22 protein-coding genes are annotated in these 21,691 nt (G+C 30.9%); 14 read left to right on the forward strand and 8 right to left on the reverse strand.

The genetic code is table 11. The features are described 5' to 3' along the window. Nucleotides 1-36: 36 nt before the first annotated feature. Nucleotides 37-858: an RluA family pseudouridine synthase gene (locus tag LQ622_RS03475; protein WP_191836404.1), complete on the reverse strand. Its 822-nt coding sequence runs from the start codon at nucleotides 856-858 to the stop codon at nucleotides 37-39. Nucleotides 859-962: 104 nt separating this feature from the next. Here LQ622_RS03475 and LQ622_RS03480 point away from each other — a divergent pair, with 104 nt between their 5' ends. The 10 genes from LQ622_RS03480 (at nucleotide 963) to yhaM (ending at nucleotide 13,654) form a co-directional block, all read left to right on the forward strand. Further along, nucleotides 963-2,501: a bifunctional GNAT family N-acetyltransferase/carbon-nitrogen hydrolase family protein gene (locus tag LQ622_RS03480; protein ID WP_239763132.1), complete on the forward strand. Its 1,539-nt coding sequence runs from the start codon at nucleotides 963-965 to the stop codon at nucleotides 2,499-2,501. Nucleotides 2,502-2,518: 17 nt separating this feature from the next. Then, complete coding sequence (locus tag LQ622_RS03485) at nucleotides 2,519-3,628, forward strand: GAF domain-containing sensor histidine kinase (RefSeq protein ID WP_037589724.1); 1,110 nt, start codon at nucleotides 2,519-2,521, stop codon at nucleotides 3,626-3,628. An 18-nt stretch (nucleotides 3,629-3,646) separates the two neighbouring features. Then, nucleotides 3,647-4,276, forward strand: a complete 630-nt coding sequence (locus tag LQ622_RS03490; protein ID WP_037589723.1) for a response regulator — start codon at nucleotides 3,647-3,649, stop codon at nucleotides 4,274-4,276. A 159-nt stretch (nucleotides 4,277-4,435) separates the two neighbouring features. After that, the gene (locus LQ622_RS03495; RefSeq protein WP_025904808.1) at nucleotides 4,436-5,713 is read left to right on the forward strand and encodes a dicarboxylate/amino acid:cation symporter; all 1,278 of its coding nucleotides are present in this window, start codon (nucleotides 4,436-4,438) and stop codon (nucleotides 5,711-5,713) included. Between the two features lie 162 nt (nucleotides 5,714-5,875). Beyond that, the gene (gene xdrA / locus LQ622_RS03500; RefSeq protein WP_025904809.1) at nucleotides 5,876-6,334 is read left to right on the forward strand and encodes an XRE family transcriptional regulator XdrA; all 459 of its coding nucleotides are present in this window, start codon (nucleotides 5,876-5,878) and stop codon (nucleotides 6,332-6,334) included. A gap of 75 nt (nucleotides 6,335-6,409) precedes the next feature. Then, on the forward strand, nucleotides 6,410-7,540 hold the full coding sequence (locus LQ622_RS03505; RefSeq protein WP_239763130.1) for a DUF445 domain-containing protein: 1,131 nt from the start codon (nucleotides 6,410-6,412) through the stop codon (nucleotides 7,538-7,540). Between the two features lie 74 nt (nucleotides 7,541-7,614). After that, nucleotides 7,615-7,980 (forward strand): YlbF/YmcA family competence regulator, encoded by a 366-nt coding sequence (locus LQ622_RS03510; RefSeq protein ID WP_025904811.1) that lies wholly within the window; start codon nucleotides 7,615-7,617, stop codon nucleotides 7,978-7,980. A gap of 613 nt (nucleotides 7,981-8,593) precedes the next feature. Further along, nucleotides 8,594-9,778, forward strand: coding sequence for a metallophosphoesterase family protein (locus tag LQ622_RS03515; RefSeq protein WP_025904812.1), 1,185 nt, complete (start codon nucleotides 8,594-8,596; stop codon nucleotides 9,776-9,778). A 4-nt stretch (nucleotides 9,779-9,782) separates the two neighbouring features. Further along, nucleotides 9,783-12,716, forward strand: a complete 2,934-nt coding sequence (locus tag LQ622_RS03520) for an ATP-binding protein (protein WP_204258623.1) — start codon at nucleotides 9,783-9,785, stop codon at nucleotides 12,714-12,716. Further along, a complete protein-coding gene (gene yhaM / locus LQ622_RS03525) occupies nucleotides 12,713-13,654 on the forward strand; it encodes a 3'-5' exoribonuclease YhaM (RefSeq protein ID WP_239774716.1) in 942 nt (313 codons plus the stop codon). The genes LQ622_RS03520 and yhaM overlap by 4 nt, the downstream gene beginning before the upstream one ends. Nucleotides 13,655-13,713: 59 nt before the next feature. Here yhaM and LQ622_RS03530 read toward each other — a convergent pair whose 3' ends face one another. Then, complete coding sequence (locus LQ622_RS03530) at nucleotides 13,714-14,475, reverse strand: IclR family transcriptional regulator (RefSeq protein WP_204189191.1); 762 nt, start codon at nucleotides 14,473-14,475, stop codon at nucleotides 13,714-13,716. A gap of 162 nt (nucleotides 14,476-14,637) precedes the next feature. Between LQ622_RS03530 and LQ622_RS03535 the strand changes: the two genes are divergently transcribed. Together LQ622_RS03535 and LQ622_RS03540 are read left to right on the forward strand one after the other, a co-directional pair. Further along, a complete protein-coding gene (locus LQ622_RS03535) occupies nucleotides 14,638-15,552 on the forward strand; it encodes a saccharopine dehydrogenase NADP-binding domain-containing protein (RefSeq protein WP_239774717.1) in 915 nt (304 codons plus the stop codon). Between the two features lie 22 nt (nucleotides 15,553-15,574). Continuing rightward, complete coding sequence (locus tag LQ622_RS03540; RefSeq protein WP_239774718.1) at nucleotides 15,575-15,769, forward strand: hypothetical protein; 195 nt, start codon at nucleotides 15,575-15,577, stop codon at nucleotides 15,767-15,769. Between the two features lie 98 nt (nucleotides 15,770-15,867). Here LQ622_RS03540 and LQ622_RS03545 read toward each other — a convergent pair whose 3' ends face one another. From LQ622_RS03545 to LQ622_RS03565, 5 genes are all read right to left on the reverse strand, one after another. Further along, complete coding sequence (locus tag LQ622_RS03545; RefSeq protein WP_037589717.1) at nucleotides 15,868-16,839, reverse strand: peptidylprolyl isomerase; 972 nt, start codon at nucleotides 16,837-16,839, stop codon at nucleotides 15,868-15,870. Between the two features lie 71 nt (nucleotides 16,840-16,910). Continuing rightward, entirely contained in the window at nucleotides 16,911-17,474 is a 564-nt protein-coding gene (locus tag LQ622_RS03550; RefSeq protein ID WP_025904816.1) for a DUF3267 domain-containing protein, read from the reverse strand. Between the two features lie 38 nt (nucleotides 17,475-17,512). Then, on the reverse strand, nucleotides 17,513-18,058 hold the full coding sequence (locus LQ622_RS03555) for an HTH-type transcriptional regulator Hpr (RefSeq protein WP_025904817.1): 546 nt from the start codon (nucleotides 18,056-18,058) through the stop codon (nucleotides 17,513-17,515). A 96-nt stretch (nucleotides 18,059-18,154) separates the two neighbouring features. Continuing rightward, nucleotides 18,155-18,532, reverse strand: coding sequence for a YtxH domain-containing protein (locus LQ622_RS03560; protein WP_025904818.1), 378 nt, complete (start codon nucleotides 18,530-18,532; stop codon nucleotides 18,155-18,157). A 64-nt stretch (nucleotides 18,533-18,596) separates the two neighbouring features. Further along, nucleotides 18,597-19,019, reverse strand: coding sequence for an HIT family protein (locus LQ622_RS03565; protein WP_025904819.1), 423 nt, complete (start codon nucleotides 19,017-19,019; stop codon nucleotides 18,597-18,599). A gap of 128 nt (nucleotides 19,020-19,147) precedes the next feature. Here LQ622_RS03565 and LQ622_RS03570 point away from each other — a divergent pair, with 128 nt between their 5' ends. Both LQ622_RS03570 and ecsB read left to right on the forward strand, forming a co-directional pair. Further along, the gene (locus tag LQ622_RS03570) at nucleotides 19,148-19,885 is read left to right on the forward strand and encodes an ABC transporter ATP-binding protein (protein WP_037589715.1); all 738 of its coding nucleotides are present in this window, start codon (nucleotides 19,148-19,150) and stop codon (nucleotides 19,883-19,885) included. Next, nucleotides 19,878-21,098 (forward strand): ABC transporter permease EcsB, encoded by a 1,221-nt coding sequence (ecsB, locus tag LQ622_RS03575; RefSeq protein WP_126477946.1) that lies wholly within the window; start codon nucleotides 19,878-19,880, stop codon nucleotides 21,096-21,098. The genes LQ622_RS03570 and ecsB overlap by 8 nt, the downstream gene beginning before the upstream one ends. A 59-nt stretch (nucleotides 21,099-21,157) precedes the next feature. Here ecsB and LQ622_RS03580 read toward each other — a convergent pair whose 3' ends face one another. Continuing rightward, a complete protein-coding gene (locus LQ622_RS03580; protein ID WP_025904822.1) occupies nucleotides 21,158-21,685 on the reverse strand; it encodes an antibiotic biosynthesis monooxygenase family protein in 528 nt (175 codons plus the stop codon). Nucleotides 21,686-21,691: the final 6 nt, after the last annotated feature.

Consider the following 21,691-nt stretch of genomic DNA (forward strand, 5'->3'; position numbering starts at 1 on the left):
CAACAAAGTTAAAGCTTTGTTGGCTTTTCGCGTTATTTAATCGTCTAACGTAACTGAAATCATTTCATCTTTAAATGGATGTTCGAATTCTATTTTATAGCTGTGTAATTTTAATTTTCTCAGTTTACTATTGTTATAGAGTGGGTCACCAACAACTGGATGTCCAATTTCTGCAAGGTGGACACGGATTTGGTGTGTTCTACCCGTATCTAATTTTAATTCTACTTCTGCCGTATGTTCATCAATCATATGACTTTCAAGTATATGTGTGATTGCACGTTGACCTGTAGGTGATACACGTCTTTTGTTTGGATGGAACTTGTCTTTACCTATTGGCATATCAATTGTTTGTGGTTTAAGTGGTAATAAACTATCAACTTGTGCTTTATATGTTCTTGTAATTTCTCTATCTTCTAACATACGATCTAGTATTTTTTTAGCGATAGGGTGTTTTGCGACTAACAATAATCCAACAGTTTCTTGGTCAAGTCTATGAACAGGTTCAGCATAGTCTGAATCTAACGTATAGATTACGTGATTCATAAGTGTGTTTGCTTCTTTTAAATCGTTTGGATGTGTCTTTACACCTTTAGGTTTAACGACAATTGCTAAGTATTCATCTTCGTATTTAATTTCAGCTAATCGGTAACTAGAAACATATTGGCTTGTTTCGTCAAATAATGGGATATTGAGTTTATCTCCGGCATTTACTGTATCTCTTAATGTACATGCTTCGTCATTTATCGTAAGTTCTTTTGACATTCTTAAAAGGTGAAGTTCTTTCTTTGGTAGATGTAAAGATTTAAACATCTCTTCGATTGTTTGACCTTCAAATTTTGATGGTATTGTAATTTGCATAGCGTCCTCCAGGAATATTTCTCTCAAAATCGGGAAAAATTATATTATAACAAAAAATAAGTTATAATTATTATAACAAGAAAAAGAGATAAGGAGTATGTTTCATGTCAAAATCAATCGATAATAATGAATTTAACGTTAGTATTAATACTAGACAGATGACTTTTGATGATATTGATGAAGTTATTGAATTACAGTCTAAATGTTTTCCAGGGATGGAACCGTGGGAAAGAGGTCATCTTGAAAGTCACTTAAGAATGTTTCCGAGAGGACAAATTGTTGTAGAATTTGAAGGTGAAATTATAGGTTCATGTTCTTCTCTTATCATCAATTTTGATGAATATGATGATAAACATACTTGGGATAGTATTACGAATAATGGTTATATTACAAACCATAATGATCACGGTCACAATTTATATGGTATTGAAGTTATGGTTCATCCTGATTATAGAGGGATGAAAGTTGGCGCAAGACTGTATGAAGCTCGTAGAGAAATTGCTTATGAATTAAATTTAAAGAGTATCATTATAGGCGGTAGAATTCCAAACTATCATCAATATAGTGATGAATTAACACCACGTGAATACGTACAAGGTGTTATTAAACATCGTATTAAAGATCCAGTATTAACATTTCAATTGATGAATGATTTTACGTTAATGCGTATTAATCCAAATTATTTAAATGATGATGTTAAAAGTATGAAATTTGCTACTTTGATGGAATGGAATAATCCTGATTACATAGCAAGAAGTAATGTTCATTTTAAAACAAGTGAACCTGTAAGAATATGTACAGTAAACTATATGATGCGTAAAATTAATTCATTTGAAGAGTTTGCAAACCAAATTGAATACTTTATTGACGTTGCATACGATGCGGATAGTGATTTTATCGTCTTTCCAGAATTGTTGACGACGCAATTAATGAGCTTTGATGAACAAAGTAATCCAGCAGAATCTATTAGAAAATTAACTACTTACACATCACAATATATTGAGATGTTCAATCAGTTTGCGATGAAATATAACATCAACATTATTGGTGGTTCTCATTTCGTTGAAGAAGGTGAAGATATTTATAATATTTCATATTTATTTAGACGAGATGGCTCTATCGAAAAACAATATAAAATCCATGTAACACCAAATGAAAGAAAATGGTGGGGTGTATCACCTGGTAATGGCGTTGAAGTATTCGATACTGATTGTGGTAAAATTGCGATTCAAATTTGTTACGATAGTGAATTTCCTGAAATGGCTAGAATCGCAATGGAAAAAGGTGCCAAAATTATATTTACACCATTCTCAACAGAAGATAGACAAAGTTATTTACGTGTAAAATATTGTTGTATGGCACGCGCTATAGAAAACCAAGTTTACACAGTAACTTCAGGAACATGCGGTAACTTGCCACAAACTGAGAATATGGATATCCAATATAGTGCTTCAGCAATATATTCTCCATCAGACTATGGTTTTGCTCGTGATGGTATTGTGAGTGAAACAGGTGAGAATTTAGAAATGGTTGCTATCGGCGAAGTTGACTTAGAAGTATTAAGAAGAGGTAGAGAAAACGGAACTGTTAGACATCTTAGAGATAGACGACATGACGTATATAATATTACGTATAATCAATAATAATAAAGGTGATTGATATGGAAAAACCGACGCGTACAAGCCTTTTAAAAGAAATTGCAGAATTTTTAAATGAAGAGACTGAAATGTATAGTATGATGCATGGCGCACTTAAAAAATTAGTAAGCGGCAGTAACTTTCATACAGGTTGGATATTTTTTATTGATGAAGAAGGTAAACATGAACTTGTTGCAGAAGAAGCGTTACCGCCCGCTTTAACACATAATAGTTGCCAATACATGACAGAAGGTACGTGTTGGTGTGTAACAGCATATCAAAATAAAAAACTGACGAAAGCTTCAAATATTATTACTTGTTCAAGAATTGTAAAAGCAACTAAAGAACATCATGACAAGACGGATGGCATTACACATCATGCAACTGTGCCACTTCGTTCTGGTAATGAACAGTTTGGACTGCTTAATATTGCGACACCAAATACGAAGCGATATTCAGAAGAAGATTTAGAATTGCTAGAGTCTGTAGCATTTCAAATCGGCTCTGCGATTAAACGTATATTATTAACGGATCAAGAAAAAGAGGCAGCTCGTATAAATGAAAGAAATAGGTTAGCGAGAGATTTACATGATTCTGTTAATCAAATGTTATTTTCTTTAAAAATCACTGCACACGCAGCGAAAAGTCTTGATGACCAAGAAGCGGCTAAAAAAGCTTTTCAAACAATTGAAGAAACGAGTCAAAGTGCTGTCAATGAAATGAGAGCACTAATATGGCAACTGAAACCGATAGGATTGGAACAAGGTTTAATTTCAGCTATTAAACAATATAGCCAGTTAATTCATATTGAACCTGAATTCGAAGTTGAAGGACTTATTGATTTGCCAAATACAATTGAAGAGAATGTTTATCGCATTATTCAAGAATCATTAAATAATATCCATAAACACTCAGGTGTAAATAGTGCGAAAATATTTCTAGAACAAAATAAAAAGACGTTTAAATTTAAAATTGTAGATAACGGTAAAGGATTTGAAAGCCAAGATTTAGACAACAAGCTATCTCACGGTTTGAGAAATATTAAACAACGTGTTCAAGGTATGAAGGGACATGTAGATATCAAATCAAAATTGAATGAAGGAACAGAAATTGTGATTTCTATTCCACTTTAAATGTTAGGAGTATCACACATGAGTTATAATATAATCTTAGTAGATGACCATCATATTGTGCGACAAGGATTAAGTTTCTTACTAGATACTGTTCCAGATTTCAATATACAAGCTGATTTCTCAAGTGGTGTGTTATTGCTAGAATACTTAGAACAACATGAATCACCAGATATCGTTCTTTTAGATTTAGTTATGCCTGATATGAATGGCATTGAAATCACAAGTATCATGAAGAAGAAATACCCAAACATTAAGATATTAGTCTTAACAAGCTTTTATGATGAAGAACATGTCATATCAGCGATTGATAAAGGCGCAGATGGTTATGAAATTAAAGATGTAGAACCTGATTCGCTTATTCAAACAATTAGATCTGTATTAAATGGTGAGAAGAAAATTCATCCAAAAGTACAGTCTGTTATTTCTGAAAGTGAACGGAAACCACATAGAGAAAATAAATTATCCAAAAGAGAACTTGAAGTATTAGCAGAATTGGTGAAAGGTAAAACCAATAAAGAAATTGCAGAAACACTATTTGTATCTGAAAAAACGATCAAAACACATGTCAGTCATATACTAAATAAATTAAAAGTATCAGACAGAACACAAGCTGCCGTTTATGCAATGGAACACCAATTATTAATTTAATTACAGATATAATATTTTTACGAGTAAGTATTGTCATATTCAATACTTACTCGTTTTTATGTAAAATTACAAAAATAAATTTACAAAATGAAAGCCCTTAAAGTATAATATGTTACATGGGAGAAATGATTTTACTTACTTTATAGGGGGTAGTTTAATATGAAAGTCAGGAAAAACTTAACTTTAAAAATTGTTATCGCTTTAGTACTAGGTATAACAGTTGGTTCTATTTTTAATATGTTTGCCGGAACGGGTTTCGTTCAAGGTACAAATCAATACGTATTTAATGTAATTGGTCAAATATTCCTTAACCTCATATTCATGCTTGTAGTACCAGTCGTATTTGTTTCAATTGTATTAGGGGTTATTGGCGTAGGTGATCCAAAATTACTAGGTGGTATAGGATTAAAAACCGTTACATTCTTCTTATGTACTACGGCAATTGCGATTACTATCGCAATGTTACTTGCTTTAGTATTTAAACCAGGTGTTGGTCAATCAGATTTATTAAATAGTGATGATGTTAAAAAATATGGTGCTGAACAAAAAGCTAAATCATCAGATCAAGCTGCACCAGAAAATCAAACATTTGATCAAACATTGATTAATTTGTTCCCACAAAATCCAATGAAATCTATGGTGGAACAAGATATGTTACCAATTATTACATTTGCAATCTTTATTGGTGTAGGAATGATTGCACTTGGTAGTAAGGTTGAAGCGGTGAAAAAAGTCTTCGAGCAGACCAATGATATACTCATGTATATCGTTACGATGATTATGAATTACTTCGCACCAATTGGTACATTTGGACTAGTTGCAACAGCTTTTACAAACGCAGGATTTGGCGCAATTAAACAACTTGGTATGTACTTCTTTGTTGTATTATTAGCCTTAGCAGTGCACTTCTTTGTGATCTATGGTGGGGCTGTTAAATTATTAGCAGGTAAGAATCCTTTCTGGTTCTTCAAAAAGTTCTTCCCAGCTATGACAGTTGGCTTTAGTTCATCAAGTTCAAATGCAACATTACCTATCTCTTTGGAATGTACTAAAGAAATGGGTGTGAGAAAAGAAATTAGTTCATTCGTACAGCCTTTAGGTGCTACGATAAATATGGATGGTACAGCTATTATGCAAGGTGTCGCAACGATATTTATAGCTCAAGTATCAGGTATCGATTTAACAATTATGCAAATGGTAACTGTTGTTGTTGTTGCCGTTATTGCTTCAATCGGTACTGCAGGTGTTCCTGGTGTTGGCCTTGTAATGTTAGCAATGGTACTGACTTCAGTCGGATTAGACCCCGCAGCAATAGGTATTATTTTAGGTATAGATAGATTGTTAGATATGACAAGAACTTCTGTAAATATTACTGGAGATGCTGCATGTGCACTAATTTTATCTGAAAGAGAAAAGTCAAAATTTGTAAAAGAATAAACAATTTAGTGTATTAAAGGGGTAAATTGATATTAAATTCAATTTACCTCTTTTAATTTGGTTAAAAATGTATTATGATGTTACTTGTGCTTGAAAAAATCGTGTATTTTTGCAACATATTAAATCAATTAATATAAATATTAAAAAGAAAGGTAGATATAGATGGATAAACAAACATTTACAACAATAATCCAAACAAAATTCAAAATGGTTCGTATTGAGGCTGGATACACTCAAGATACTATGGCGAACACAGTAGGATTATCTAAGAAAACTTTAGTGCAAATTGAAAAAGAGAGAGTATTACCTAACTGGACGACATGTGTATCAATTTGTGCATTATTCAGAGATTCAGATGTTTTAAATACTACTTTTGGTTGTGACCCATTAGAAGTTATTCAAATCATATCTCGTCATCATTGTGCATATCCAAACCATGACAATACTAGCGATATTTACTGGGTAACACTTGATGCTAAATCTGGCTATATTTTACAATCTAATAAAAAATCAGATCTTTACAGAGTATTAAACGAAGAACGTCAACCAATCTTCGGTACTGCGAAAAAACGTGAAGCAGAAACTTATTTCTTACGTAAAACGCAATCATTATTTGTTTAAAATTTGTATAATATTTGTTAAAAGCTACTTCTTGGATTATTCTAAAGAAGTAGCTTTTTTAGAAGGAGAATTTCCATGACAACAATTATAACCGTATTTAGTATGATGGTAATTGGTGCGTTAATAGGTGGATTTACAAACTTTATCGCAATTAAAATGTTATTTCATCCATATCATGAAATTAGATGGTTCGGATATAAATTACCGTTCACGCCAGGCTTAATACCAAAAAGAAGAAATGAATTATCAGAAAAAGTAGGTGAGATGGTTACTAAACATCTCTTAACGCCTGAAGTATTTAAAGAAAAACTTGTGAATCCAAGTACGAAGAAAGTACTTGAAGACACGATTAAAGTTCAATTTAATACTTTGAAAGAGAAAAAATATACGATTCAAAACTTTGTGGATCGAATTGATTATCCACTAGAAGAGAAATTAAGTGAAACGATTAAATCTACTATTAAAGAAAAGATTGATCAATATTATGCTTCTCATAAGAATGACGACATTAAATCACTCATTCCAGAAGAAATACTTGAACAATTAAACATTCAACTGAATCGTGTAACACCAGAAATTTTATCAAAAATTGATGAATATTTAGTTTCTGAAAAAGGCGAACAAGATATTCATTCAATGGTTGAAGAATTTTTTGAACAAAAAGGTAGAATGGTTGGCATGATTCAAATGTTTATGACAACGGAAGACATCGTATATAGAGTTAAAAAAGAACTTAGAAATGTCATTAAACAAGAAAAAATCAAAAATATGATTGATCTACAAGTGCATAATCAATACGACAAATGGATGGCTAAACCTTTACAAGAAGTTTTAACAGACGAAAGAAAAGAAAAAGCCAAAACGTTATTCGCAACAGAGATTACAGAATCTATTAATGTTAATAAATATTTAAATACACCTTTAGATGAACTCGTTCCAAACTTATTTGTATATATGGAAGGAAGAGGAACAGAAAGATTTATTGACTATATGATTGGTAAAGTTGGCGATAATATAAGCTTAATTTTAGAAAGAATGAAATTAGCAGAATTGATTAAAGATCAAATTGACCGATTTGAATTATCTTATTTAGAAAAATTAGTCATAGAAATCTCTAATAAAGAATTAAAATTAATTACATTATTAGGCTTTGTATTAGGTGGAATTATTGGATTATTACAAGGAATAATCGCTATTTTTGTATAAGACTTAGAATTATGATACAGTATTATTGGAATTGATTTTCTAATACATTTATTTATTATAGGAGCGAATTAATTATGGCAGAAGTAAACATTTACGACAAAGCGAATGAACTAGAACAAACTTTACGTGCAAGTGAAGAATATAACAAAATTAAAGAACAATATGAAAAAGTTAATGCAAACCCAGAAACAAAAAAATTATTCGATGAATTCCGTGAAATTCAATTAGAATTACAAACTAAACAAATGCAAGGCGAAGAAATTTCAGAAGTAGATATTGCTAGAGCTCAAAAATCTGCACAAGAAATTGAACAAAACGAAACAATCGCTGAATTAATGCAAGCTGAACAAGCAATGAGTCAATTAATTCAAGATTTAAACCGTGTTATAATGAAACCATTAGAAGATATCTACGGTAGCCTTGAAGAAAACCAAGGTTAATTAACTTTTATGAGTCGACAAAGTCATTCGATTTTGTCGGCTTTTTTTGTGGAAATTTTTATGACGGATTATATAGAGTGGGGAATGTTTATAAGTGGAGGTGTTATTAGCAGTTTTGATGAGAAGTGCAAATAGTGGGGGCGTTATTAGCAGTTTTGATGAGAAGTGCAAATAGTGGGGGCGTTATTAGCAGTTTTGGTAAGAAGTGCAAATAAAGAGTGCGTTAGTAACACTTCGGCCGAGTTTTGTAATTAAGAGCCCCGTTATGAACAAGTTTGGACGAAAGTGTTCACAAGACCCCCGTTATGAACAAGTTTGGACGAAAGTGTTCATAAGGCCCCAGTTATGAACAAGTTTGGACGAAAGTGTTCACAAGAGCCCCGTTACGAACAAGTTTAGCCGAAAGTGTTCATAACGAATCCATTACAATCTCCCAAATTAACAATTCATATGTCGCTTTTTTGTTGTTTAATCTTATATGTGCGATGTATCGTATACGCGCGGAATATGGTAAAATTAAAGCATTAAAAATCTTTATAAATCTGATTATTCTATTGGTTGAGCTTGAATATAATAATTAAGAAATGAGCTAATATTGAAAGAGGTTAGGTATATGATTAAATTTATACATTGTGCGGATTTACACCTTGATAGTCCATTTAAGTCTAGACATTATTTAAGCCCTTCTATTTTAAGCGATGTAAAACAAAGTGCATATAATAGTTTTAGAAAAATTGTTGATGACGCAATTAAAGAGCAAGTTGACTTCATCGTCATTGCAGGGGATTTATTTGATCAAAATAATAGAACTTTGCGTGCGGAAGTGTTTTTAAGAGAGCAATTTCTTAGACTACAAGATGAACAAATTTTTGTTTATATTATACATGGTAACCACGATCCTTTATCAGTCGGTGTCCATACAGTTTGGCCAGAGAATGTAACAGTCTTCTCTGATAAAGTTTCTACTTATCAACTTATTACGAAAAATGGGCAAGTTGTTTATTTACATGGTTTTAGTTATCAAAAAGATCAAAGTTATGAGAATAAAATTGATGAATATCCTGAATCTACAGGTAACAAAGGGATACATATTGGTGTGTTACATGGTACATACTCACAAGCTTCAGGTGTGAAGCAAAGATATACTGAATTCAATATTGAAGATTTAAATAGCAAATTATATCATTACTGGGCATTGGGGCATATTCACGAAAGAGCAATGATTAGTGAGTTATCTCAAGTCCATTATCCTGGTAATATACAAGCCCGTCATTTTAAAGAAAAAGGTGAAAAGGGTTATTTACTCGTTGAAGGTGATGAATCTAAATTACAAGCATCATTCAAACCAACTCAATATATAAGGTTTGAAAAAGCAGTCATTGAAACTCAAGCTAAAGGTAAGCATGCATTATACGAGGCGATACAAAAATTCAAAGATAGTGTGAGAACTGAAGGTAAGGCTTTTTATCAATTAGATGTTTATGTTAAACATGATGAAATTTTAAAGCAAGATGAAATTAACCAAGTTATTCAATTGATACAAGAGTATGAAGAGAATCAAACGAACTTTATCTTCGTTGAACAGTTGAATGTATTCTTTGATCAAGATTCAGAAGTAGCTTTAGCGAATGAATTCAATGATGATATTTTACAAGACGAGAACATTCTTGAAGAAGCACTTAGTGATTTGTATATGAATCCAAAAGCAAATCGATTTTTAGAACCATTTAGTGATGTTGATAAACAAGCACTTATTGAGCGTGGGGAAGCAATTTTAAAAAGAAGAATGAGAGGTTAAAGCGATGAAAATTAAATCTTTAGAAATTTATGGCTATGGCCAACTCATGTCTAGAAAAATAAAATTTGATCAAAGTTTTATGCAAATATATGGTGAGAATGAAGCAGGGAAATCAACGATACAAGCGTTTATTCATTCTATATTATTTGGCTTTCCAACTAAAAAAGAAAATGAACCAAGATTGGAACCAAGACTAGGGAACCAATACGGCGGTAAGTTAGTGTTAGACTTCGATGGTCAAATTGTTGAAGTAGAAAGAGTTAAAGGTCGCGTAACAGGTGACGTTAAAGTATATCTGTCTAATGGTAAAGTTAAAGATGAAGAATGGCTGAAACAAAAGTTAAATTTCATTAATAAACGAACTTATCAAGGTATTTTCTCTTTTAATGTATTAGGATTACAAGATATCCATAAGAACTTAACTGAAGACCAACTTCAAATGTATTTACTTCAAGCAGGTGCACTCGGTTCAACTGAGTTCACAGGTATGAGCGATTTAATGCAAGTTGAGAAAGATGCATTATATAAGAAGAATGGTAAAAATCCAGTGCTAAATGTTCAATTAGAGCAGTTGAATGATTTAGAAATTAAGATTAAAAACGAAGAAAAGAAACTTTCAGAATATGAAAGACTTCAAGATGAACGCGATAAAACATCTCGTAGATTAAATCAATTAAAAGAGAATCTCGGCAAACTTACTGATAGGTTAACAAGTAAAGAAAAAGAAATTTCACTACATAACGAAGTGGTTGAATGGAAGAAGTTAGAAAGTAATTTAAATATAGAACCATATGAATTCCCTGAACAAGGGATAGAGCGCTATGAATCAGCTGTACGTTCAAATGAAAGTATAAAACGTGATTTAACGTTAAGAAATGAAAAGCTTGGACAAGTCGTACATACTTTAGAAAATGTTAAAGTTATGTCTGAACGAGATGAAAAAGCGCTCAATAGTATTAGACAAAGAGAATCAGATATTAAAGAGAAACATCAAGAATTAAAACAATTAAACCAGCAAATCGATAATGCTGAACGTGATAATGAATTACTTAGACAAGATATCGGCTGGAATGAAGAATTTTTAGATGTTGATACGTCTGACGCGATGAAGACACATATAGCTGAAGTTAATCGCATAAGAGAAGAAAACGTTGCAGAACGAGAACAAATTAAACGTTCGCTCAACCAATTATCAATTGAACAAGAGCGTTATACTAATAATGTTGATAAATTGCATAATGATCTCGTATCCGATGAAAACTATGAACAAAAGAAAGTATATAATCAAAAAGCGCTAGAGCTCGGCGAAAAGAAATCACTATACAAAAAAATGGAAGAAAGCTTTAATAAGCAAAAAGAAGAAAGCGAAAAGAGAAGTAAGCAATATAGACTTGCTTCTGGCATTGGTGGCATATTATTAATTGCAATTGCCATTTATGCGTTTATTGCATCGCAAATTGTATTTAGTGCTATATTTGCTGTTGTAGGTGTCGTATTAGTTGGATTAGCCTTTATGATTAAATCTAAAGAGTTAAATCATGATCAAGCATTTTCTAAAGAAATAGATGAATTAGAAGAAAAAGTTCAACACTTAAAGCAATTTTATGATTTAGACTTTAATCTTGATGAACAAACGAAAATTAGACAAGAATTAGAAAGTTATTATCAGTCTCAAGAGATCTTATCTACTAAGCAAAGTGAATTGAATAAAGAACTTGAGCAAGTAGAAGAAATTATTGAGACTAAAGAAAGAGCACTTAAAGAAACTAAAGTAAGTTTACATGTATCTAATCAAATATCATCACAATTATTAAATGATGCATTGTCGACAATTAGAAAAATTAAACAAAATAGATTAGAAATTACTCGCATTACTAAAATAAGAGATGAGAAACAAGCAGCTTTAGAAGCATTTTATAGAGAAGCGGATAGCATTGTGAGTCATGCTGGACTACATTATCAAGAGATTTCACTATTTCATGATGTCAAACAAGCTTTAGATGAACATCAAAAAGAATTTAATATTCAATCACGCAATAACGACCAACAAGCATTATTAACCAATGAAATAAATGCTTTAAACGCGCGTTTAGAAGAAAATAACAATGTGATTCAATCATTATTCGACTTTATTAGTGTAGATAATGAAGAAGCGTATTATCGTCATCATAAAGCTTATGTGTCTTATCATGAGGATTTAAAACGATTTAATTATTTAACAGATTTATTGAACAATCAAAATTACGATTACGATAAAAATACACAACTAAGTTATATGACAAAAACAGACCTAGAAAATGAACGTACTCAGTTAGAAGGTCAAGTTGATGAATATAATGATCGTTATTTAAATGTACAAGCAGAATTAAGTGATTTGAATGCTCAAATCAATCATATGGAAACGGATGAAACACTTTCAGCTTTAAGACATGAATACCATTTACTTAAAGATAAGGTGAATGAAACTGCAAATGATTGGGCTGCTTTAAGTTATTTACAAAACTTAGTCGAAGCACATATTAAACAAATTAAAGATAAGCGACTACCTTATGTTGTAAAAGATGCTACTGATATATTAAAAGCATTAACAGAAGGCAGATATAATCAAGTTATTTATGAAGAACAAAATGTACAAGTTAGACATGAAAATGGACAAATATTCCATCCTACTGAATTAAGTCAATCAACGAAAGAATTATTATATATCGCGTTAAGATTTAGTTTAATTAAATCATTACAAAAATATTATCCATTCCCAATTATCGTTGATGATGCATTTGTGCATTTTGATAAACATCGTAAAGAAATTATGATTAAATATTTAATGAGTATGAAAGATGATATTCAAATACTTTATTTCACTTGTAATAAAGATCAAAATGTACCTCAGAAACAAACAATTACGCTGACAAAAATAGAAGGAGCTAAGAGCAAATGAGAACTATAGAGACATTGAAACCAGGAGACTCAGTAGATCATTACTTTTTGATTCATCGAGCAACTCAAGGTGTTACAGCTCAAGGTAAACCATATATGACACTTTATCTTAAAGATAAAAGTGGTGATATAGAAGCAAAAGTATGGACGGTAACAAATGAAGATATTCAACTACTCGTACCTGAAACGATTATTCGTGTGAAAGGTGACGTAATTGATTATCGTGGAAGAAAACAAATGAAAGTTAATCAATTTAGAGTGGCTGTAGATGAAGATAATGTGAAATTAGAAAACTTTTTAGAAGCGGCACCATTATCAATCGACGATATGTCAGAAGAAATTATGACGTATGTACTAGATATTGAAAATGCTAAATTACAAAGAATTACACGTATTTTACTTAAAAAATATCAAAAAGAGTATTTTACATTCCCAGCAGCTAGTTCACATCATCATAGTTTTGTTTCTGGCTTAAGCTATCATGTTGTAACAATGTTAAGACAAGCGAAGGCATTGTGTGATATTTATCCAATATTAAATAGAAGTTTATTATATAGTGGTATTATCTTACATGACTTAGGTAAAGTTAAAGAGTTATCAGGACCTGTCGCAACATCATACACAGTTGAAGGAAACTTATTAGGCCATATTTCAATCGTTAGTGATGAAATTGCACAAGTTGCAAAAGAGCACAATATAGAAGGGGAAGAAGTCCTCTTATTGAGACATTTAGTTTTAAGTCACCACGGTAAATTAGAGTATGGATCTCCAAAATTACCTATGGTTAAAGAAGCAGAAATTCTTCATTTTATTGATAATATTGATGCGAGAATGATGATGTTTGAAAAACATCTTAAAAAAGTAGATAAAGGTCAATTTACAGAGCGCATATTTGCTTTAGAAAATAGACAGTTTTATAAACCTGAAACTTTAGATTAATCAAAAAAAGCTATGAAGTAACGTTTAACGTTTCTTCATAGCTTTTTAATTTTAGTATATTATTTCCCTAATTCTTGTGTTATCTTTACCCCATATTGCTTTACCTGAGTCATTAGCTCATCCAAGTTGTTAAGCTTATCTTCAGTTTTCACTCCTGCAATTGCAAGAACAGCTATTATATCTCCCCATTTATTTTCAATTGGAACCGCTATACTTATTGCACCTTCAATAGGATCATCTATTCCAATTGATATTTTATTTTCCTTTACCTCTTTAATATGTTTTATATATTCCTTCTGATCCATTATTGATTTAGAGGCATATTGTTGTAATGGATATTTTTCTATCCACTTAGAGATATTATCTAAATCATTTTCTTTTGACAAAAAAACTTTACCAAAATTCCCGTATGTTATAGGGTATTTTTCTCCGGCTTTTGCATACACACGTAATTGTCCATAACCTTCAACTGTTTCAATCACTAAAATATTCTCATGATCAATAACAGCTAATTGTACTGTTTCTTTCGTAGCATCAGCAAGCTTTTTCATATGTTCTAATGCGATATTTCTTAAATCATTCTGTAGAGATAAATGAGTACTTAACTCTAGGATTTTATATCCTAATGTATATTTCTCTGTAGACGAGTCTTTCCGTACTAATCCTCTTATCTCTAGTGTTTTTAAAATTCTATGTAATGTACTTTTGGTTATTCCCAAATCTTCACCTAAACTTCTAATTGACTTATTATTTTCACGGGATAAAATTTCTAAAATATCAACTGCTTTTTCAATTGAAGAAATTGTGTTTTTCTCAGTCATTTATACACCTCTATTATGTCATAAGTATTAATGATAATTATACATAAAAAAGTATTCAATTGTATATTTTCTGAAAAATTTGATTATTATCTTGAAATCCAATCTACTTTTATGTAATATAATAAAAAACGGGACATTGTCCCGTAAAAAAGGAGAATTTATATGAGTAAAGTTATGATTTTCGGTCTGGGAGAAGTAGGTACACATATTCTTCATTTTCTTGTGAGAGATCCAAAGTGTCCAGAACTCGTTTTTTGTGATTTCAATAAAGAAATATCGGAGAAAATAATTAACAACGCTTTAATTGGAGCTGCAATTACAAGGAATTATCCTAAAATTACATTTGAACAAGCAGATTTAACCGACATTAATCATACTGCAAAATTAATATCAGAATATAAACCAGATGTTGTTATTAACTGTGCAGTACTTCAAACTTGGCATGTAATTAGACAACTTCCTGAAAAGGAATACCAAAGAATTAGTTCAGCTACTTTAGGTGCATGGCTTCCATGCCAACTTAGTTTGGCTTATCATTTAATGCTTGGTATCGAACAATCTGGTCAAAAACCACATGTCATTAATACAGCTTTATCATGTTTAACAAACCCTGTACTTGCTAAAGTAGGTTTGGCTCCAACTATAGGAATTGGTAATGTAGAATTAATTGAATCTGCTGTACGTTTGAATATTTCTAGAAAGCTTGGAGTATCAATGGATATTGTTAAAGTTTATCTCATTGCTCATCATTTATGGTGGGTATATCCACGTGAAGCAGGTTATGAAAAAGGACCGTATTATTTGAAAATACTTGTGAATGATGTGGAGGTGACTGATCAGTTTGATACAGATGAACTATTATATGATTCAATAAAGCTGTACCCTCCAGGGACAGAATTTACAACTACATCCGCTATTTCTACTATCAAGAATATGTATGCATTACTAAGTCCAACACCTATTTTTACTCATTCACCATCACCAAAAGGATTACCTGGTGGTTATCCAATACTTTTAAGTAACAAAGGAGCTGAACTTGCCTTACCAGAGGGAATTACTGAACTAGACAGCTATTAAGATAAATGAAGAATCTTCTAAAATGGATGGTATTGAACGAATTGAAGATGATGGAACAGTAATTTTTGCAGATTATGCACATGAAATTTTAAAAGATATGATAGGTTTTGATAGAAAATCATTCAAACCTGAAGAAAGTCATGAAGTGGCATTAGAGATGATGGATAAATATAAACAATATTTTAATAGGATGAAAAAGGAAGGTAAACTAGAGTAGGTTATTAAGGTAATAATATTTATATGATAAGCACTTGAATTGAATAATCAAAAAAAGCTATGAAGTAACGTTTAACGTTTCTTCATAGCTTTTTAATTTTAGCTTGCTGATGATTGTTGTGCTGCTTGCATTTGTTGTTGTTGTAATGCTTTTTCGTTTAAGATATTATCTTCGATTGCTTTTTTAATATCTTTATCTTTGTAGTCAACTTTGTATTCGTCTAATAATTTTTTGTAAGCATTGATGATGATCTTAGGTTCTTTTTGGATTTTTAGTTGACGATATTGTTCTTTAAGGCTAGCTTTTTCTTTCTTAGATGGTTCGCCTTTATCTGCTTTTATAATGTGGTAACCATATTGAGATTTAACAACATCTGAAATTTCGTCATCTTTTTTAAGTTTGAATAATGCTTTTTCAAATGATTCATCCATTTGACCTTTCAATACAAATCCTAGAGCGCCGCCTTTAGATTTAGTACCTTCATCTTGTGATTCTTTCTTAGCGATTTTTTCAAAGTCGTCTGGATTTTTCTTAATTTGAGCTAGTAATTTTTCAGCTTTTTTCTTAGCTGCTTTATCACTTAAACCTTCATCAGAATCATCTGATTTAACTTTGATTAAGATATGTGAAGCCTTTTTAGTATTTTCATCGATCTCTTTGTCAGAAACTTTTACGGCATCGTTGATAAATTCTTCTTGATATTTAGAAGTTTTTTGAGATTCTTTAAAGTCTTTTATAGTTGCACCTGGTTTTTCTTGTTGTAGTGCTTCTTCAAATTTCTTCTTACCACCGTATTGCTCGATTTGTTTATCAACTTGTTCGTCTAATTTCTTCGTATCAACTTTGTCTTCGTATTTATCTTTTAAGACTTTGTTAAGTACAATTTGAAATGCATTTTGTGCGACTTCGTTACTACCCATTTTGTCTAGCACGTCTTGTGAAGTTACGTTTCCGGCTTTAGTTTCTACTAAAGTTTCTCCAGAATTATCTGAACCATTACCACAAGCGCCTAAAGTTAATACTGATGCTGAAAGTGTTACAGGTAACACTATTTTTTTAATTGATTTCATAAATAGAACTCCTTTTGTAAGAATACAATGATAAATATAGCATATTTGCTATTTTAATTACAAAAAATAACCTATAAATGTTCGGCATCCAGTGAACGTTTTGTTAACAATTCGATACCATTTTTTCTTTCTTCAATATAAGTACCTTTTTTTGTAAATAAAATAATCTTCAAATAAAGTAAATCGATAATCGATATGCCAATATTGATAGACATGATAAATAAAATGTAATGTCCATATTGTGGAATTATATTTACGAGTGCAATGGATAGGGTAGTTATCGTAACGAGCGGGCAAATAAGTGCAAAACAAAATACAATCTTATTAACTGGTTGATCTACTCTAATATTATATAAAGGTAAAGCACGTTTAGCTTTAGTCGTTTTGTTCATTTTAAATGACTTACGATAATACATTAATACAATCAAATGCAACAATTTATGAATTGGATAAATTAAGCAAAGGACGAATAAGAATAGTATAAACTTATCGTCCTTTAATGGTTCTGTTTGTATATAATTGAATATTTCGTAAGTGACGATAAATGTTAAGAATGAAACTAAAGCACTAATTAATACAATTCTCTGCAATCCATAACGAGACTGTATATTAATTGATTTAGAACACAAAAACATGATTAATGTCACCTTCTAAGATATGATTTATCTTGATATTATGCATCATCCTCAGACTGTTCGTCAAGTAGATATTTTCTTAATTGCTCATGGTTTTGTTCAATGTGATGAATAAAGTCGCTACCATATATTTGACCAACGATATATTTCACATCTGTAAATTCTGGCATATTGTACATGACTTTCTCATAATCTGCAGCAATTTCATATAATCTGTTCGTATCATTTGAATAGTTTAAATATGTCTTTCTTAACACTGCAAGACCTTTATCCGTTAATTCTAAATAAGTCGTACGCTTATCGTGCTGACTTTTAGGCATTGTTAAATAACCGCGTTTTTCTAAATTTTTAGCGAAATTGAAAACAGTAGATACGTGCATGACACCATATTTACTCACTTCAGAAATTGTAGCTTCATTTAAGCTTCTAATAATAATTAAAATATGATGTTCATTAATATTTAAGTCGAAAGGCTTAATCCACTGCTGCCAATCTTTCTCGATTGTCTTCCATAAAGCTTTAGATAACTGTGAAACCTTATGAGTAAATAACATTTTTTCAATCATGTCCAATTCATTCGACATAGTTAAATCCCCCTTTGATTGTATAATAAAAGCATGATACTAATGTATCATGCTTAGTTATAACACTTTAATAATATAATAATTTTAACACGTTTTCTAATTTTTTAGAAATGGAAGCTTAGTATTTTGAATTTCTTTTTGAATTTCATTGCCACGATTGCTAATATTTTCAATATTTTTCTGTATTTGTTCAATATTAGGGTTAATATCAGCTTTAAATTCATTAATCATCGTTTTAATTTCTTCACTTAATGATTGAATGGCGATTTGGCTTTCGTCTTTCGTCTTTAATACATAATCTTTTATTTCAATAGCATTGTCTTTAATTTCACTTAATTGAATTTTAGATCCGTCAGCAGTTGATTTTAAATCTGTCTTTAAAGCATCACCAGAACGGTCTGTATTTAAAATGGCTGTTGTAAATCCTGTAACAAATCCTACACCAACGCCAATTGCGAGTCTTGAAAATTTCATAATTATCCTCCTTGATTTCTCTTACTTAAATATATACCCTGAATTTTTGTAAACATGCAGTGTATTAAAAATGCTGTTGAATTGTTTGTGCGATTTCTGCTTTTTTCTCATCATCTAATTGATCTTCATTCGTATTCCAAATATAACCGAAACCATCGATATCTTCTTTATATCTAGGGATTAAGTGGAAGTGGATATGGAATACAGATTGTGAAGCATACTCACCATTGTTTTGAATAATATTTAAACCATCAGGATTGAAAGCTTTCTTGATGGCATTCGCAACGATCGGTAAAGCTTCAGCTATATGTTTCATTGTTTCTGGGTCTGTTTCATAAATATTGGGTGAAGCTTTCTTTGGAATAAGTAATGTGTGTCCTTTACTTACTTGAGAAATATCTAAGAATGCATATACATAATCATTTTCGTAAACTTTGAATGATGGGATTTCACCGTCGATAATTTTGCTGAATATTGTTTCTGACATACTATCATCTCCTATGTAAATATTAGTTTTATTATATCATGCTCGTAATATCATCTCACTGATTAAGATAATATTTAATGAATGTAACATTGAGAACATGCTACAATATATTTTGGAGGTGTGTTCACGTGACAATTAAAGTGAATAATTTAACAGGTGGATACGGTAAAAAAGCTGTTATCCATGATATCTCATTTGAATGTAAACCAAGCGAAGTCGTAGGACTTATTGGATTAAATGGTGCAGGGAAAAGTACAACAATTAAACATATACTTGGCTTATTAACACCACAACAAGGTGAGATGTCCATTAATAATATAGATATTAAAGCAGATATAGAATCTTATAGAAGAAATCTTACATATATACCAGAAAGTCCAGTTTTATATGATGAATTAACTTTAGAAGAACATATTTACATGACTGCAATGGCATATGGTATTGATAAAGATACAGCACTTGAAAAAGCAATGCCGTTATTGAAAAGACTAAGACTTGAAAATGAATTAAAAGTCTTTCCGATACATTTTTCAAAAGGTATGAAACAAAAAGTTATGATTGTTTGTGCATTCTTAGTTGAACCGACGCAATATATCATAGATGAACCATTCTTAGGGTTAGATCCATTAGGTATACAAACAATGTTAGATTTAATAGTAGAAAGACGTAATCAAGGCTCTTCAGTATTAATGTCTACACATATACTTGCAACTGCTGAAAGGTATTGCGACCGATTTATTATATTACATCAAGGTCGTTTAGTAGCGATGGGCAATTTAGAAGAACTGAGAGAAAAAACTGGACTTACTAATGCAACACTAGATGATATTTATATACATTTAACACAAGGTGAAGCGTATGAATGATGTAAATACTTTATATAAGGTTAGACAAAGAGAAGAAGTATTAGAGAAAATGAATTACAATAAATTCATCTTTAATGGTCATTTCTTAATATTTTTAACCATTATGATTGGCGCATTTGCGTTAGGATATAGTAATTGGTTAAAGGACATTCCACAAAATATTAACTATCGTTTAATCTTTTCGGTTATATTATCTATTTGTTCGATATTTCCGATGAGGACTTTCTTTAGAGAAGCGGATAAATTATATTTATTACCATTTGAGAAACACTTAACGCTATATATTAGAAAAGCTCTAACATATAGTTATTTTAATCGACTATATTTACCAGTCGTGATATTAGTGATCGGTTTACCATTATTCTATCAATTAATGGGTGGTAAATTTTATTTATATATTACGGTAATGGTTTTGAGTTTCATCTTTCCAATTCTAGGACTGATGATGAAATGGTTCTGGTTAAAATATGGTTTAGAAATATGGGGAATTAATGTATTACTCTTTATCGTATATGCGAGTGGATATTACACAACTTTAAAAGTAGGGGCTTTATCAGGTCTATTATCTATTGTCGTATTGATTGCTTTAATTATTTTATTAGAAAATATCAATAGAGGTACTTTTTATCAGTGGGAAACATTAATCGCTATCGAACATAATCATAAGATGAATTATTATAAATTCGTTAATATGTTTACAGATGTAAAAGTATTAAATGAACGAACAGTTCGCAGAAGATATTTAGATGTCTTCTTAAAAGTTCCGAGTCCTAAGAAATTTAATCAAAATTATATGTATAAATTCTTATTTGTAAGAAGTTTTGCAAGAGGGAAAGATGCATTCTTTATCGTATTAAGATTATTGATTATCGGACTTGTATTAATTTGGTGGATTGATCAGCCAGTTATATCAGCCATATTAGGTGCTTTAATCATGTACTTGTTGATATTACAATTATCTCAATTTTATAAACAACAGGCATACGGATTGTGGCCACAAGTATGGCCGGTTAGTGAAGGACAAGTTGTTAAAGGCTATCATCAATTTTTAATTAATATCATGATTGTCTTAGGTATTATTTTATCAATCATATATATCTTGAAATTTGTTACAGCGATTTATTTCGTTATATTATTCTTCATTGTTGGTTGGTTAACAATAGATTCTTCCATTAAGAAAATTAAAAAACATCAAGAGCTACTTAGAGATTAATAACAATAAAAAAGAAGAAATGACTCAGTGAGAATCATTTCTTCTTTTTTATTTTATAATTATGCTTCTTCGTTTTCTGTTTCTTCATCTTCTTCAGGTCTATACCAATACTTTGTATAATTTGCTGTTGAATATTGTTCAGCACCAGAGAATTTACGAGTAGCCTCTCTTGAGAAATATTCCGCATAGAAAGATGATTTTGTGAAATCTTCATATAATTCATTTGAATCGAAACCTACTAATATCATATAAGTATCGCCTTTTCGAGGTTTAAGTAATCTAAATGATTCGAACCCTTCGAAATTATCAAATTGACTGTCGATATCTACATAATGATTTTCGAATCGATGTTGCATTTCATCAGATACAGGAATGTAGCTTGCTGCTATAAATTCATGATTGATAAAAACACCTTTTGATTCTAATATTCGATATTCTCTTGGTTGTGCAAATACTGTATCACCATTTGTTTCATGAATAAGTACTGTCGTATCTTGTCTCGTATAATGATGAATATCTTCATCTGGATGTTTCTTCATTATACTATGCAGAAAATGATACGTACCTGTTGTTATATAACATTTCATAATGAT

It is taken from the genome of Mammaliicoccus sp. N-M50 (assembly GCF_022386995.1).
Lineage (GTDB): Bacteria > Bacillota > Bacilli > Staphylococcales > Staphylococcaceae > Mammaliicoccus > Mammaliicoccus sciuri_A.

Coding starts and splice junctions, on each gene's coding strand:
- LQ622_RS03475 (WP_191836404.1), bottom strand. CDS start 858: ATGCAAATTACAATACCATCAAAATTTGAAGGTCAAACAATCGAAGAG.
- LQ622_RS03480 (WP_239763132.1), top strand. CDS start 963: ATGTCAAAATCAATCGATAATAATGAATTTAACGTTAGTATTAATACT.
- LQ622_RS03485 (WP_037589724.1), top strand. CDS start 2,519: ATGGAAAAACCGACGCGTACAAGCCTTTTAAAAGAAATTGCAGAATTT.
- LQ622_RS03490 (WP_037589723.1), top strand. CDS start 3,647: ATGAGTTATAATATAATCTTAGTAGATGACCATCATATTGTGCGACAA.
- LQ622_RS03495 (WP_025904808.1), top strand. CDS start 4,436: ATGAAAGTCAGGAAAAACTTAACTTTAAAAATTGTTATCGCTTTAGTA.
- xdrA (WP_025904809.1), top strand. CDS start 5,876: ATGGATAAACAAACATTTACAACAATAATCCAAACAAAATTCAAAATG.
- LQ622_RS03505 (WP_239763130.1), top strand. CDS start 6,410: ATGACAACAATTATAACCGTATTTAGTATGATGGTAATTGGTGCGTTA.
- LQ622_RS03510 (WP_025904811.1), top strand. CDS start 7,615: ATGGCAGAAGTAAACATTTACGACAAAGCGAATGAACTAGAACAAACT.
- LQ622_RS03515 (WP_025904812.1), top strand. CDS start 8,594: ATGATTAAATTTATACATTGTGCGGATTTACACCTTGATAGTCCATTT.
- LQ622_RS03520 (WP_204258623.1), top strand. CDS start 9,783: ATGAAAATTAAATCTTTAGAAATTTATGGCTATGGCCAACTCATGTCT.
- yhaM (WP_239774716.1), top strand. CDS start 12,713: ATGAGAACTATAGAGACATTGAAACCAGGAGACTCAGTAGATCATTAC.
- LQ622_RS03530 (WP_204189191.1), bottom strand. CDS start 14,475: ATGACTGAGAAAAACACAATTTCTTCAATTGAAAAAGCAGTTGATATT.
- LQ622_RS03535 (WP_239774717.1), top strand. CDS start 14,638: ATGAGTAAAGTTATGATTTTCGGTCTGGGAGAAGTAGGTACACATATT.
- LQ622_RS03540 (WP_239774718.1), top strand. CDS start 15,575: ATGGATGGTATTGAACGAATTGAAGATGATGGAACAGTAATTTTTGCA.
- LQ622_RS03545 (WP_037589717.1), bottom strand. CDS start 16,839: ATGAAATCAATTAAAAAAATAGTGTTACCTGTAACACTTTCAGCATCA.
- LQ622_RS03550 (WP_025904816.1), bottom strand. CDS start 17,474: ATGTTTTTGTGTTCTAAATCAATTAATATACAGTCTCGTTATGGATTG.
- LQ622_RS03555 (WP_025904817.1), bottom strand. CDS start 18,058: ATGTCGAATGAATTGGACATGATTGAAAAAATGTTATTTACTCATAAG.
- LQ622_RS03560 (WP_025904818.1), bottom strand. CDS start 18,532: ATGAAATTTTCAAGACTCGCAATTGGCGTTGGTGTAGGATTTGTTACA.
- LQ622_RS03565 (WP_025904819.1), bottom strand. CDS start 19,019: ATGTCAGAAACAATATTCAGCAAAATTATCGACGGTGAAATCCCATCA.
- ecsB (WP_126477946.1), top strand. CDS start 19,878: ATGAATGATGTAAATACTTTATATAAGGTTAGACAAAGAGAAGAAGTA.
- LQ622_RS03580 (WP_025904822.1), bottom strand. CDS start 21,685: ATGAAATGTTATATAACAACAGGTACGTATCATTTTCTGCATAGTATA.